At 69.0% G+C, this 12,899-nt stretch carries 8 protein-coding genes; 3 read left to right on the plus strand and 5 right to left on the minus strand.

Features of this window, described 5'->3' with window-relative positions:
- The 3 genes from VGC56_RS12840 to gph all read right to left on the minus strand — a co-directional run.
- Positions 1 to 5,649 (minus strand): hypothetical protein (locus VGC56_RS12840; RefSeq protein ID WP_464125400.1); only part of this gene is annotated, 5,649 nt, incomplete at its 3' end.
- Between the two features lie 100 nt (positions 5,650 to 5,749).
- A complete protein-coding gene (locus tag VGC56_RS12845; protein ID WP_464125401.1) occupies positions 5,750 to 7,636 on the minus strand; it encodes a CocE/NonD family hydrolase in 1,887 nt (628 codons plus the stop codon).
- Positions 7,633 to 8,319 carry a phosphoglycolate phosphatase gene (gph, locus tag VGC56_RS12850; RefSeq protein ID WP_464125403.1) on the minus strand — a complete coding sequence of 229 codons (687 nt, stop codon included), beginning with the start codon at positions 8,317 to 8,319 and terminating at the stop codon, positions 7,633 to 7,635. The genes VGC56_RS12845 and gph overlap by 4 nt, the downstream gene beginning before the upstream one ends.
- Before the next feature lie 60 nt (positions 8,320 to 8,379).
- Here gph and glmU point away from each other — a divergent pair, with 60 nt between their 5' ends.
- Positions 8,380 to 9,738: a bifunctional UDP-N-acetylglucosamine diphosphorylase/glucosamine-1-phosphate N-acetyltransferase GlmU gene (gene glmU, locus VGC56_RS12855; RefSeq protein WP_464125405.1), complete on the plus strand. Its 1,359-nt coding sequence runs from the start codon at positions 8,380 to 8,382 to the stop codon at positions 9,736 to 9,738.
- Here glmU and VGC56_RS12860 read toward each other — a convergent pair.
- Positions 9,735 to 10,445: a tetratricopeptide repeat protein gene (locus VGC56_RS12860; protein WP_464125407.1), complete on the minus strand. Its 711-nt coding sequence runs from the start codon at positions 10,443 to 10,445 to the stop codon at positions 9,735 to 9,737. The genes glmU and VGC56_RS12860 overlap by 4 nt on opposite strands.
- A 109-nt stretch (positions 10,446 to 10,554) precedes the next feature.
- On the opposite strand from VGC56_RS12860, the gene VGC56_RS12865 reads away from it, so the two are divergent.
- The gene (locus VGC56_RS12865; protein WP_464125409.1) at positions 10,555 to 11,433 is read left to right on the plus strand and encodes a metallophosphoesterase; all 879 of its coding nucleotides are present in this window, start codon (positions 10,555 to 10,557) and stop codon (positions 11,431 to 11,433) included.
- Between the two features lie 118 nt (positions 11,434 to 11,551).
- On the opposite strand, the gene VGC56_RS12870 is transcribed toward VGC56_RS12865, so the two are convergent.
- Positions 11,552 to 11,812, minus strand: coding sequence for a GCG_CRPN prefix-to-repeats domain-containing protein (locus VGC56_RS12870; RefSeq protein WP_464125411.1), 261 nt, complete (start codon positions 11,810 to 11,812; stop codon positions 11,552 to 11,554).
- A 328-nt stretch (positions 11,813 to 12,140) separates the two neighbouring features.
- On the opposite strand from VGC56_RS12870, the gene VGC56_RS12875 reads away from it, so the two are divergent.
- Positions 12,141 to 12,893: a CDP-alcohol phosphatidyltransferase family protein gene (locus tag VGC56_RS12875; RefSeq protein WP_464125413.1), complete on the plus strand. Its 753-nt coding sequence runs from the start codon at positions 12,141 to 12,143 to the stop codon at positions 12,891 to 12,893.
- The last annotated feature ends 6 nt before the right edge of the window (positions 12,894 to 12,899 follow it).

Consider the following 12,899-nt stretch of genomic DNA (forward strand, 5'->3'; position numbering starts at 1 on the left):
ATAATCGCCGCGGATGCCGACGGTGTCGGCGCCCGCGCCGCCGTCCACTGAGTCGCCGGCCCCGAACGCCGCGCCGAACGAGAAGGCATCGGTGCCGCCGCCGCCCGACGCCTTGTCGGCGCCGCCCTGCGTCAGGTCGAAGAAGTCGTTGCCGCTATTGCCGGAGACGTTGTCGTTGCCGCTGCCGCCGGTGAAGTTGAAATCGCCGGTGCCGACATAGGTCAGCTTCTCGACGTTCCCTGGGAGGACATAATTGGCGATCGTCGTGCGGACCTCGTCGATGCCCTCGCCGGCATTCTCGATGACGACGTCGGAGAGGCTGTCGACATAATAGACGTCGTTGCCGGTGCCGCCCGTCAGCGTGTCGGCGCCGGTGCCGCCGTCCAGGATGTCGTCGCCGCCGCCGCCCGTGACATTGTCGTTGCCCGCGCCGGCATTGATGATGTCCGGCCCGCTGGATGCGGTGATGACATCGTTGCCGGAGCCGGTGGTCAGCGTCAGTCGCTCGAAGGAGTTGAAGGTGAGGAAGAGGCTGCCGGCCATCTGAGCGTTGCCGTAGACGTCCTGGCCGGCCTGGTTGGCGTTGAAGGTGATGGCCGCGGTATAGGCGGACCAGTCGACGACCAGGCGGTCGAAGCCGAGATTGCCGTAGGCCGTGCCACCGCCGCTGAGGGTGACAATGTCGTCGCCATCGCCGCCGTCCAGCGCGTCGGTGCCGCCGCCGCCGGTGATGGCATCGTTGCCGCCGCCGCCGATGATCGTGTCGTTGCCGCTGCCTGCCGCCAGGACGTCGTTGCCGGACCCGCCGTTGAGGTCGAACGATTCGATGCCGGTGAAGGCAACGCTGTAGCCGGGGCCCGCGAGCTTGCCGTCATATCCTCCGCCCGCGTCCGGCGTCAGCGGCGCGGCGAAGCTGATGTCGTCCGTCAGGCTGCTCCAGTAGACGTGAAGCATATCCGTTCCGGAGCCGCCGTCGACCTGGTCGTTGCCGTTGAAGACGGAAATGACGTCGTTGCCGGCGCCGGCGGAAACCTTGTCGGCGAAGGCGCCGGTGCCGGTGGTGATCGTGTCGGCGCCCGAACCCGTCTTCAGATCGGCAAAATAGTCGAAGCCCTGCATGTTGATGAACGGCAGCAGGGACAGCGTCCAGCTCCCCCCGAACGTGGCGGCGCTATAGTCGACCTTGACCGAGTCGGCACCGCTCCCGGCCCTCAGGACGAGGAAATCCGCGCGCGTGAACTGGACGCTGCGGACGGTGCCGTCGGTGATCGACCCGGCGAACTTGGTGGCCGGATCGTACGTCACCTGCAGGCTCACGTCCCGGCTGGAGTCGCTCCAATAGGCGTTGACGGTATCGAACGCCGAGGTGCCGACGACCGTGTCGTTACCGGCCAGCAGGAAGAAGCTCGTGTCGCCGGCGCCGGTGAGCAGGTTGTCCAGAGCATTGTCGCGCAGCACCCGCTGGATAATGTTCGCCGAGACGACGCCGGTGACATTCTCGACGTTAGCCGGCGCCGTATAGTCGCCGACGGTCGTATAGACGGTGTCGGTGCCCTCGCCCGGCTGCTCGATCACCACGTCGAAGGCGTTGTCGACATAATAAGTGTCGTTCCCGATCCCGCCCTGCATGGTGTCGCCGCCGAAGCCGCCGTCGATGACGTCGTCCCCGGCCGCGCCGGAAATCGTGTTGGCTGCGCCATTGCCGGTCAGGTGCTGGCCGGCCGCGCTCGTGCCGGTCAGGTTTTCGAGGTTGGCGCCGAGCGTATAGGCGGCGAGCGTGGTGCGAACCTCGTCCGTGCCCGCGCCGGCGGCTTCGACCACCGCGTCCCCCGTATTCTCGACCGCGTACACGTCGTTACCGGCGCCGCCGACCATCCGGTCGGCTCCCGCGGCGCCGTCGATGACGTCGTTGCCGTCCCAGCCATATATCTCGTTGGCAAGGCCGTTGCCGATCAGGGTCTGGCCCGTCTGGGTCGAGGCTGCGAGCACTTCGACGTTGTCGGGGAGCGTGTAGGTGGCAAGGCTGCTGTCGACCTCGTCATAGCCCTCCCCCGGCTGCTCGACGACGACGTTGCGCGCATCGTCGACATAATAGACGTCGTTGCCAAGACCGCCGACGAGGACGTCGCTGCCCGCCTCGCCAAGAAGAATGTCGTCGCCCAGACCGCCCGACAGGACATCGTCGCCGGCGCCTCCGTCCAGCACGTCGCTGCCGTCGCCGCCGTCGATATGGTCCGCCCCGTCGCCGCCGACGAGGGTGAAGCTCTCGATGCCGGTAAAGTCCACACGTTCGCCGAGGCCGTCGGAGAAAGTGCCGGAATAGGAGCCGTCGGCATTGTGGGTCACCGAGGCCAGGAGCGGCGCCCCGGTGAAGTTGACGTAGAGCCGATCCAGCCCCGCGCCGCCGTCGACCGTATCGACGTCGCCGCTTCCCGGCGCGGCGCGATAGACGATGAAGTCGTTCCCCTCCCCGCCGCTGACGATGTCGCTTCCGGCGCCGCCGACGAGGCGGTCATTGCCAATCCCGCCCTCGATGACGTCGCCGCCCGCGCCGCCCTCGATGTCGTTGGCGAGCGCGTTGCCGGTCAGCGTCTGTCCGCCGGTCGCCGTACCGGTGAGGTTCTCGAGGGCGGTTCCGAGCGTGTAGGCGGCGAGGTCGGTGACGACCTTGTCCGTCCCGTCGCCGTCGAGTTCGATCACCTGATCGCCGGCAGTGTCGACATAATAAATGTCGTTGCCGGATCCGCCGGCCATGATGTCGGCCCCGGCACCGCCGTCGATCGTGTCGTCGCCGCTGCCGGTGACTATGTCGTCCGCTCCGGCGCCACCACGGACGGTGAAGCTGGCATTGCTCTCGTCCGCGGCGTCGAAGCTCAGCGTCTCGGTTGCGTCAAGGCCGCTCGCATCGACGAGCAACTGCCCCTCGGTGGCCCCGTCCATGAGCTGGAGGACGTAATTGAACGGGCCGACGCCGCCTCCGCCCATGCTGGTGTCGGCGTGGCCGAGCAGCGTGAGGCCCTCGACGGTGAGCGCGTCCTGGCTGAACAGCAGCCCCTGGGAATAATCCCCCTGCAGCACCACCGAGTCCGTCCCCGCGCCGCCCTCCGCCGCGTCGGCCGTCGTGAAGGCCGCGCCGAAGTAGAAGATGTCGTCGCCGGCGAAACCCTTCCAGGATCCGGCGCTGGCGTGCGTGAGCTGAAAGGTTTCGGCCGCGTCGGTGCCGAAGCCGAGATTCTCACGGGTCAGCGCGGCGGCGTCGACATTCTGCAGCGTCACGGCGGCCGTGAAGCCGAGCGGGCCGCCCGGCCCGTCCCTGTCGATCTGGACGAGCGTATCGGCGCCGCTCTGGACAAGGCGCAGATAGCCGGCCGCGACCGGATCGCTGCTGAAATTCCAGTTTGTCTGGTCGAGCAAGGTGAGGATGCCGAGCCGGTCGCCCGCGGCCCCCGCACTGAAATCGGCGACCGTGATCGTCGGGTTGGGAAGCGCGGACCCGAATATCTGCAGGTCGAGGAGGTCCGAGCCTGCGCCGAGCGTCACCGCGACGCTGCCGTGGCTGTCGATCGTGATGACATCGTCGCCGTCGCCGGCATCGATCTGGAACGCGGCGGCGTTCTGGGCGGAGACGGCGATGTGGTCGTTGCCCGCCCCGCCGCGTATCGCCGTGACGGCCGCGGTTGCGGGCGTTGCGCTGAGGATGTCGTCGCCGTCGCCGCCGTCGATCTCGGCCGCCCCGCCCGTGTCGGCGATCGTGTCGTTGCCCGCGTCGCCGAAGAGGTGGGCGCCGATTCCGGCGCTGGTGATCCTGTCGTCGCCATCATCGCCGTGGATCGTGTCCGCACCGCCGGTTGCCGTGACGGTGATTGTGTCGTTCCCGGTGCCGCCGTAAACCGTGTCGACGCCGAGCCCGCCGTCGAGCAAGTCGTTGCCGTCGCGGCCGTAGAGCGTGTCGTCGCCGGCCCCGCCGGTGAGATTGTCGCTGCCGCCGAGGCCGTCGATCGTGTCCGCGCCGATCGTCCCGGCGATGCTGTTCCCGAGATCCGTTCCGGTCAGGGTCAGGCCCGGACCGGCGGAGCCGTCCGCGGGGAGGCCGTGCAGATTGTAGGTGGTGAGGGCGGAGGCGACGGTGTTCTGGAGGACGATGACGGTGCGCCAGGCATTCTGGCCGGCCACCTTGTCGACTTGCAGCAAGGTGTCGGCGCCGCTCTGCACCAGGCGGGCCTGGCTGCCGAACGGATTGGTGGCGCCGCTCCAGCCGCTGAGGTTGGCGGTGAAGAGGGCCATGAGGTCGAGAATGTCGCCGCCGTCACCGGCCTGGAAGTCGGTAACACTAAGGGTGCCCGACCAGGTCGTGCCGGTGCTCGAGGAGGCGGTAGCGGAGCCGACGGTGTCCACCCCGGCCCCGAGCGTGGCGGTGACGTTTCCCGAGAAGATGCCGAGGGTGAGGCGGTCGTCGCCGTCGCCGAGGTCGACCGTCGCGTTCCCCGCGGTCGATACGAAGGAGACGCTGTCGTTGCCGGCGCCGCCGGTGACGTGCCCGGTCTCGCCGGTTTTCAGCGACAGGCTGATCGTATCGTTGCCGTTGCCGCCGTCGAGCGTGTCCGATCCGCCGGTGGTCGCGGTGATGCGGTCGTTCCCTTCGCCGCCGATCAGCGTGTCGGCGCCGCTGCCGCCGATGATCACATCGTCGTCGAGCCCGCCGTCGACATAATTGGCGCCGGGTCCGGCGTCGATCTGGTCGTTGCCGCCGCCGCCATAGACGGTGTCGTTGCCGAGCCCGGCGAAGACGACGTCGTCGCCCGCGCCGCCGGTGAGCGCATCGGCCCCGGTCGTGCCGTAGAGGAACTGGCCGGTATCGCCGCCGGCCACCGTCACCCCGGCCGACGCGGAGCCGTCCGCCGCCATGCCGCCGAGGTTCCACGCCGTGAGCGCGGAGAGGTTGGTGTTCTGGAGGACGAGGACCGGCTGGAAGGTCTGGAAGCCGGCCGGACCGTCCGGATCGAAGGAAATGACGACCGAGGTGCCGGACTGAACCGCCTTGGCGAGGCCCGCGCCGAACGGGTTGCCGGTGAGCGTCCGGCTCCCGGAGAAGTTCATGAAATAGGACGTCCACTCGATCCGGTCGCCGCCGTCGCCCGCCGCGAAGTCGGTTACCGTGATTGGATAGGTGCTGTAGCTGCCGCCCTGGATCAGAATGAGATCCTTGCCGGCGCCGAGCGTCAGGATCAGCGGGCCGTTGCCCGACGCGAGCTGAACGATGTCGTCGCCGTCGCCGGCGTCGATGGTGGCCGAGGCGGTGGTGGAGAAACTGATGTAGAAGCGGTCGTTCCCGGCGCCGCCATAGGCGGAAAAGGACTGGGACAGCGGAACGCCGCCGAACAGCGTGTCCATTTCCAGATAATCGTCGCCATTGCCGCCATCGAGCGTGTCCGAGCCTTCCCTGCTGAACAGAAGGTCGTTTCCGTCGCCGCCGAGGAGCAGGTCGTTGCCGGCGCCGCCGTTGATCACGTCGTCGCCGTCGCCGCCGTCCAGGAGAGCGTCGGCCGTGCCGGCGGTCAGATGATCGTTGCCGCCGAACCCCTCGATGAACGCGCGGACCCTACCGCCGACGAACGTGTCGTCCCCGCTCGTGCCAAGCCGCTTCAACATCCCCGATGACCCTTCCCGCTAAACTTTTGTTCATTTACCGGGGGAAGTGGTTGCCGGGCAATGTTTTTTTAACGCCAGATTGGGCGGATTGCAGGCCTTTCTACGGGACCACCGGCAGCCAGACCGCGCTGGCGTGGCCGGGGCCGTGGAACACACTCTGCGTCGCCGTGCGGTAATCGCCGGGCCTGGCGTTGAAGATGTTGGGGACGTAGGTCTGCGGGTTGCGGTCGTAGAGCGGGAACAGGCTCGACTGGACCTGGACCATGATGCGGTGGCCGGGCCGGAAGACGTGATTGACGTTGGGCAGCGACCATTTGAACTCGGTCGCCTTGCCGGGCGTGAGCGCGCCTGGCGTCGGGAAGCCGTGCACGTAGCGGCCGCGGAAGATCTCGACGCCGATGGGGAGCTCGTAGCCGGCGAGCTTCGGGCTGGCGGAGAGCTCGGCGGGGTAGACGTCGATCAGCTTCACCACCCAGTCCGAATCGGTGCCGGTGGTGGCGGCGAACAGGTCGACCTGCGGCGCGCCGGCGAGGTGGACCGGCGCCGTCAGCGGCGCGCTCGTATAGGTGAGGACGTCGGAGCGGCCGTCGGCGAAGCGCTGATCGGCGACCAGCCAGGTCCGCCACACGTCGCTGTCGCGCATGTGGACGGGGCGGGCGACGAACGGCACCGGATGGGCGGGGTCGGAGACGTAGCTGTCCTTGCCGGTGGCGCCCGGCCGATCGCCGAGGCCGAAGCCTTCCTGGAGGTAGAAGGGTTGGCGCGCCGAGCCGGCAGGCCAGGCGGCGCTCGACTCCCAGCGGTTGATGCCGGTCGCGTAGGTGACGACCGGCGGAGTCGTCCCCTGCGGCGCGCCGTCCTTCAGATAGCGGTCGAGGAAGGGCTTCATAATGTCGCGGCGGAACTGGAGGGCGGTGTCGCCCTCGAAGTCCAGCGCGCCCAGGCTGCGCCCTTCGTAATTGACGCCGCTGTGGCGCCACGGGCCGATGACGAGGTGGAGCATGTCGCTGCCCGGGGCGACCTGCGGCGCAAGGGCGCGGTAGACGGCCGGGGCGCCGTAGCTGTCCTCCTGGTCCCACTGGCCGACGACGAGCATGGTGGGGACGGTGAGCTTGCGCTTCGCGAGCAGCTTGTCGAGCGCCTGCTCCTGCCAGAAGCGGTCGTAGGCGGGGTGCTCGATGATCTTGCGGGTGAAGGGGAAGGCGTCGAGGCCGTAGGCGCGGGCGAAGTCGCCGGACGAGCCGGCGTCCAGGAAGAGGCTGTAATCGTCGCCGGCGCCGTAGGGGACGGGGCCGCCGCCCTCCCTGGCGGTCTGGCCGGAAAGGTAGTCGTAATTGGTCTGGCGGAAGGCGCCGTTGTGGAACCAGTCGTCGCCCATCCAGCCGTCGACCATCGGGCTCTGCGGCACCGCGGCCTTGAGCGCAGGGTGCGGGTCTATGAGCGCCATCAGGGAGGTGAAGCCGGGGTAGGAGGAGCCGGTGATGGCGACGCGGCCGTTGGTCTCGGCGACGTTCTTCACCAGCCAGTCGATCGTGTCGTACGCATCGGTCGAATGATCGACGGCGGTGGGGTTGAGCGGCCCCCTCAGCGGCCGCGTCATCACATACTCGCCTTCGGAACGGTGCTCGCCGCGCACGTCCTGATAGACGCGGATATAGCCGTCGTTCACGAACTCCGCGTCCATGACGGGAAGGATTTCCTCGATCTTCTGGCTCGGGTTGCGCCAGGTGGTCTTCGCCGCGTCATAGGGGGTGCGGGTAAGGAGAATGGGGCCGGCGCGCGTGCCTTTGCGCATGACGATGACGGTGTAGAGCCGCTTGCCGTCGCGCATCGGGATCATCACTTCGCGCCGGACATAATCGGCGTTGGGCCGCACGCGCTCGTAGCGGGCGACCATGTCGGGGGTCATCGGGTCGGTCTGGGCGAGGAGGCCAGCCGGTGCGGCCGTCAGCAGCGCCAACGCCGCGTAACCAAGATACTTCTTCATGCCCGTTCCTCCTTCGCTGCCAGCGATTGCAGCGCATGCATCAAATCGTCGAACCGGTCGATCACTGCGTCGGCCCCCAATTCCTCCACCGGCCGGTCGCGGAAGCCGAAGCTGACCGCGACGAAGGGGAGGCCGGCGGCCTTGGCGGTATCGGCGTCGGTGATCGAATCACCGACGAAGGCGGCCGCCCCACCGCCGCCGGCGCGGGCGATCGCCTCCAGGAGCGGCGCGGGATCGGGCTTGCGCACGGCCAGCGTGTCGCCGCCGACGATCGATGCGAAGCGCCGCTGCCAGCCGAGCGCGTCGAGGAGCTTGCGGGTAAGCGCCTCCGGCTTGTTGGTGCAAAGCGCCGGCCGCGCGCCCGCGGTCTCGATCGCGTCCAGGGCAGCCTCGACGCCGGGGTAGGGTCGGGTGCCGTCGCAAATGTGCTCGCCATAGAAATCGAGGAAGATCGGCATGCCCGCGTCGACGAGGTCCTCCGGCGCCTCGCCGCTGACGGCAAGGCCGCGGCGGAGGAGCGCGCGGGCGCCGTGGCCGACGAGGTAGCGCACCGATTCGGGCGGCACCGTCGGCCGTCCGAGCGCCGCCAGCGCGTGGTTCAGCGACGCGGCGAGATCTGGCGCGGTGTCGGCGAGGGTGCCGTCGAGATCGAAGGCGACGACGTCGAAGGGGAGGTGGGCCATTCGCTCCGCCCTGTCGGCACAATCTGGAAGTTTCAACCTTATCGTGCGACACGCGCCGGCATGACGACCAGCCGCCCCGTCGCCGCCATCATCCTTGCCGCGGGCAAGGGGACGCGGATGAAGTCCGACCTGCACAAGGTGCTCCACCCGATCGCGGGGCGGCCGATGCTCGCGCACCTGCTCGCCGCTGTGGACGCGCTGGAGCCGGCGCACAAAGTGGTGGTGGTCGGGAGCGGGCGGGAGCAGGTCGAGCCGCTGGTGGCGCAGCATGGCGGCGTGGTGGTGGTGCAGGACCCCCAGCACGGCACCGCCCACGCCGTCCAGCAGGCCGAGCAGGCGCTCAGCGGGTTCGCGGGCGACGTCCTCATCCTCTACGGCGACACGCCTCTCGTGACGAATGCGACGATGCAGCGCATGCTCGAGCGGCTGCGCGCGGCGGACGGGCCGGCGGTGGTGGTGGTCGCCTCGCGGCCGGCCGATCCGCTCCACTATGGCCGCGTCATCGCCGATGTCGACGGCAACATCGCGAATATGGTCGAATATAAGGACGCCACCGAGGCGGAGCGGGCGGTCGACCTGTGCAATTCCGGGCTGATGGCGGCGCGCGCGGAGGATCTGTGGCCGCTCCTGGCGCGGGTCGGCAACGACAATGCGGCGGGGGAATATTATCTCCCGGACATCGTCATGATCGCCGCCGCCGACGGCCGCCGCTCGGCCGTCATCGAGGTCGATGCGGACGAGGTGGCGGGCATCAACAGCCGCGGCGAGCTCGCCGAAGTGGAGGCTTTTTGGCAGCGCCGCCGCCGCGCCGAGGCGATGGCGGAGGGCGTGAGCCTCGCCGCCCCGGAAACGGTGTTCTTCTCGCACGACACCCAGATCGGCCGGGACACGATCGTCGAGCCCAACGTCGTCTTCGGCCCCGGCGTCCGCATCGCCTCCGGCGTCCGCATCCGCGCCTTCAGCCACATTGAGGGCGCCACCGTCGCGACCGGTGCCGAGATCGGGCCCTACGCCCGCCTGCGGCCCGGGACGGAGATCGGCGAGCAGGCCAAGGTCGGCAATTTCGTCGAGACCAAGAAGGCCCGCCTCGGCAAGGGCGCCAAGGCCAACCACCTCTCCTATCTGGGCGACGCGGACATCGGTGCCGGCGCGAATGTCGGGGCCGGGACGATCACCTGCAATTATGACGGCTTCTTCAAATATGGGACGACGATCGGCGCGGGCGCCTTCATCGGCTCGAACTCCGCGCTCGTCGCGCCGGTGGCGATCGGGGCGGGGGCGATCGTCGGCGCCGGCTCGGTGATCACCAGCGACGTCGCCGCCGACGCGCTGGCCCTCGTTCGCCCGGAGCAGAGCGAGAACCCCGGCTGGGCCGCCCGCTTCCGGGCCGCGATGAGTGCGAGGAAGAAAGCGGTCTAGATCTTCTTGCCGCGCTGCTCGGCGATATACTGGAGCTCCTGCTTCGCGCGCGCGTCGTCGGGGTTAAGCGTGAGGCACTGACGGTAGAGCTTCTCAGCTTCGTCGAGCTTGCCGCGTTCGACGAGGACGAAGGCGCGGCCGCGCAGCGCGCGCGTCTTGTCGAAGACCTGCGAGTCGGCGGGGGAGAGGAGGGAGGCGCTTTCAGCCTCAGCGTAGAGCGCAGCAGCCTTGTCCCAGTCGCGCCGGCTCTTGTACCACTCACCGAGCTCGCCGATGAACTGGCTGTTGGACGGCGCCATCGCCAGCGCCCGCTCGAACCAGACCTTGGCCTCGTCGTGCCGCTTCAAGTCGATCAGCGCGAAGCCCTTCAGGAACATCGAATAGCAAGCGGACTGGGGGAGGACGACGGTGTTCTTCTTCTCCTTCGCGCCCATGCCGGCGTAGAGGATCGTCTCCTGGATGCTGCGGGCGCAATAGGTTTGGCGCGGATCGGCTTTGCGGCTCTTTTCCTGGGCCGCGATCAAGAGGTCGAGCACCGCCAGCGCCTCGTCCGGCTTGCCCGCCTTGATGAGAAGCGTGGCGCGGTCGACTTCGGCCCGATCCCTGTCGTCCTGCGAAGCCGGCGCGGCACCCTCGTGCTGGGCCGCCGCGGCTGGCTGAGTGGCGGCGGCCGACAGCAGCGCCAGCGCGATCCGAATGGCGATCATCTCCTACCTCCTCTTCTTTTCCGGACGACAGGTTATCATGCGCGGCGCCGATTGCCAGCGCGGCACTGCCTTCGCTAAGCGCGCGCCTTAAGACCCCGGGGAGCGGCGCGTGCAGGACGAAGCAGCCATGGATCGCGACCTGCCGAGGAGGCCCCGGCGCCGGCGGCGCGTGCTGCCCGTGGCGCTCCTCCTCGGCGTGCTCCTCCTCCTCTGGATGTATGCCGAAGCGCGCATGATGCCGGTGCTGCGCGAGACCACCGTCAACCTCGCCGGCTACCCCAGCGATACGAAGCCGCTCCGCGTCGTCCTCTTGACCGATACCCATATGGGCGGGCCGGACCAGAGCCCGGCGCGGCTCGGCCGCATCGTCGCGGCGATCAATGGGCTCCACCCGGACCTCATCCTGCTGGGCGGCGATTACAAGGGCGAGCCCAAGCTGGTCGGCTCCGCCTACAGCCGCGAGGAAGCGGCGGCGCCGCTGGGTCAGCTCAAGGCGCCGCTCGGCGTCGTGGCGGTGCTCGGCAACCACGACCATTGGGACGATGCCGCGGCCTGGACGGCGCTGCTGCAGGGCGCCGGCATCACCGTCCTCAGGAACGCAGCCGTGCGCCGCGGCCCGGTCACCATCGGCGGCATCGACGACGCGTATACCGGCCATGACGACGTCGCCGCCACCCTCGCCGCGGCCGCGCCGCTCGGCGGGCCGCTGATCCTGCTCAGCCACGGCGCGGTGCCGTTCAAGCGCGGCGCCACCCCCGCGGCGCCGTTCCTCGCCGGCCACACCCATTGCGGCCAGATCGCCTTGCCGTTCATCGGCCCCCTCTACCTCCCCTACAAGCACCCGATCCGCTACGCCTGCGGACGCTACGACGAGCCCGGCGGCAAGACGATCATCGTCTCGGGCGGCGTCGGCACGAGCAACCTCCCGCTGCGCCTCAACGCGGTGCCGGATTACTGGCTGATCACGTTTCGGCCGCCGGGGCGGTAGCGCGGAGGGGAGGAGCCTGTCCCATTGCGTCGCCGCGACCGCGATTTGCTCCCGTCAATCGCCGCAAGCGGGCCCCGGCCGTTCCACCCGGAGCCCGCACGGGTGCGAACGGAGCCGATTACCGGTAGCGCCAGCCGTTCCGCTGCCGGTAGCGATGCTGGTAGTAACGCTGGCCGTCCCAATAGCCGCGGCCGCTGTAGAAGTTGCCGATGACCAGGCCGCCCGACGCCACCCGTACGACGGCCGGCCCGCGGTTCGGCCGGCAATGGCCGGCGGGTCCGCGATGGAACCCGCGCCCGCAGCCCTGTGCGGCATCGGCGGGAGCAACCGCGACGAGCGCGGCGCCTGCCGCGAGAGCAACTGCCAGAATCTTTTTCATAACAACCTCGCTTGATCGAAGCGCCTCCTACACGGCGCCGCCGATACAAAGGGCCACGGCGCGGGAGGTTGCATGAACGCAAAACTACGTCCCGTTCAGGCCAGCAAAGGGTCCCGCTACGCTCCATTAGCCGGAATGCACCGGCGCGGCGCCATGGCCGCGGTCCCGTAAGCCGGCGCATACCCGCCGCGATCCGGGGCTCCGCCGGGCGCTGGCGCCGCTCTTCGCCGACTCCAATCGGAGGGTGGCGGAGCTGACCGGGATAACGTGGGGTAGCGGGGCTCCCGGAACAGGTCTGGCGCGGCGGGAGTTCGCGTCCCGTAACGAAATGACCGTCCACATCGATCCTGACGCGCCCGATACGCCCCTGAGGCGGCAGGCGGCGCTGGCGTGGGCGGTGCACGCCTTCACCGCGACGGGTGCCGTCATCGCCTTTCTTGCGCTGATGGCGACGTTCGAGGGGCAGTGGCGGCGCGCCTTGCTGTGGCTGGTGGCGGCCTTGGTGGTGGACGGCGTGGACGGCTCGCTGGCGCGGTGGGCGCACGTCAAGACGCGGGCGGCGCGGATCGACGGCGACAGCCTCGATCTCATTGTCGACTATCTCACTTATGTGTTCGTGCCAGCGGTGTTCCTTTGGCGATCAGGGCTGATCCCGGCCGCCGCGGCGCCGTGGCTTGCGGGGGCGATCCTCGTCTCCGCGCTCTACAATTTCACGCGGCGAGATCTCAAGACTGAGGACAATTATTTCCGCGGCTTCCCGAGCTTGTGGCACGTCGCCGCGCTCTATCTTTTCGTGGGCCGGCCGGGAACGGGCGCCGGGGCAGTGGTGGTGTGCTTGCTCGCGCTTCTCACCTTCGCGCCGGTGCACTTCGTCCACCCCTTCCGGGTGCGCGACTACGGCGCGTGGCTGCCGGCGCTCGCGACATTGTGGGCGGCGGCGACCGCGGCTTTGCTGTGGCCGGGATGGAGCGATGCGATGCTGACGCTGCTGCTGGGCGTTTCGCTGGCGGCGGGGGCCGTGCTGGTCGGCCTCGGCCTGCTGCGGACCTTTAGAGGCGCGCGGCGGCGCGAGGCACCGTGACCGGCC

The organism is Allosphingosinicella sp. (assembly GCF_036403745.1).
GTDB lineage: Bacteria > Pseudomonadota > Alphaproteobacteria > Sphingomonadales > Sphingomonadaceae > Allosphingosinicella.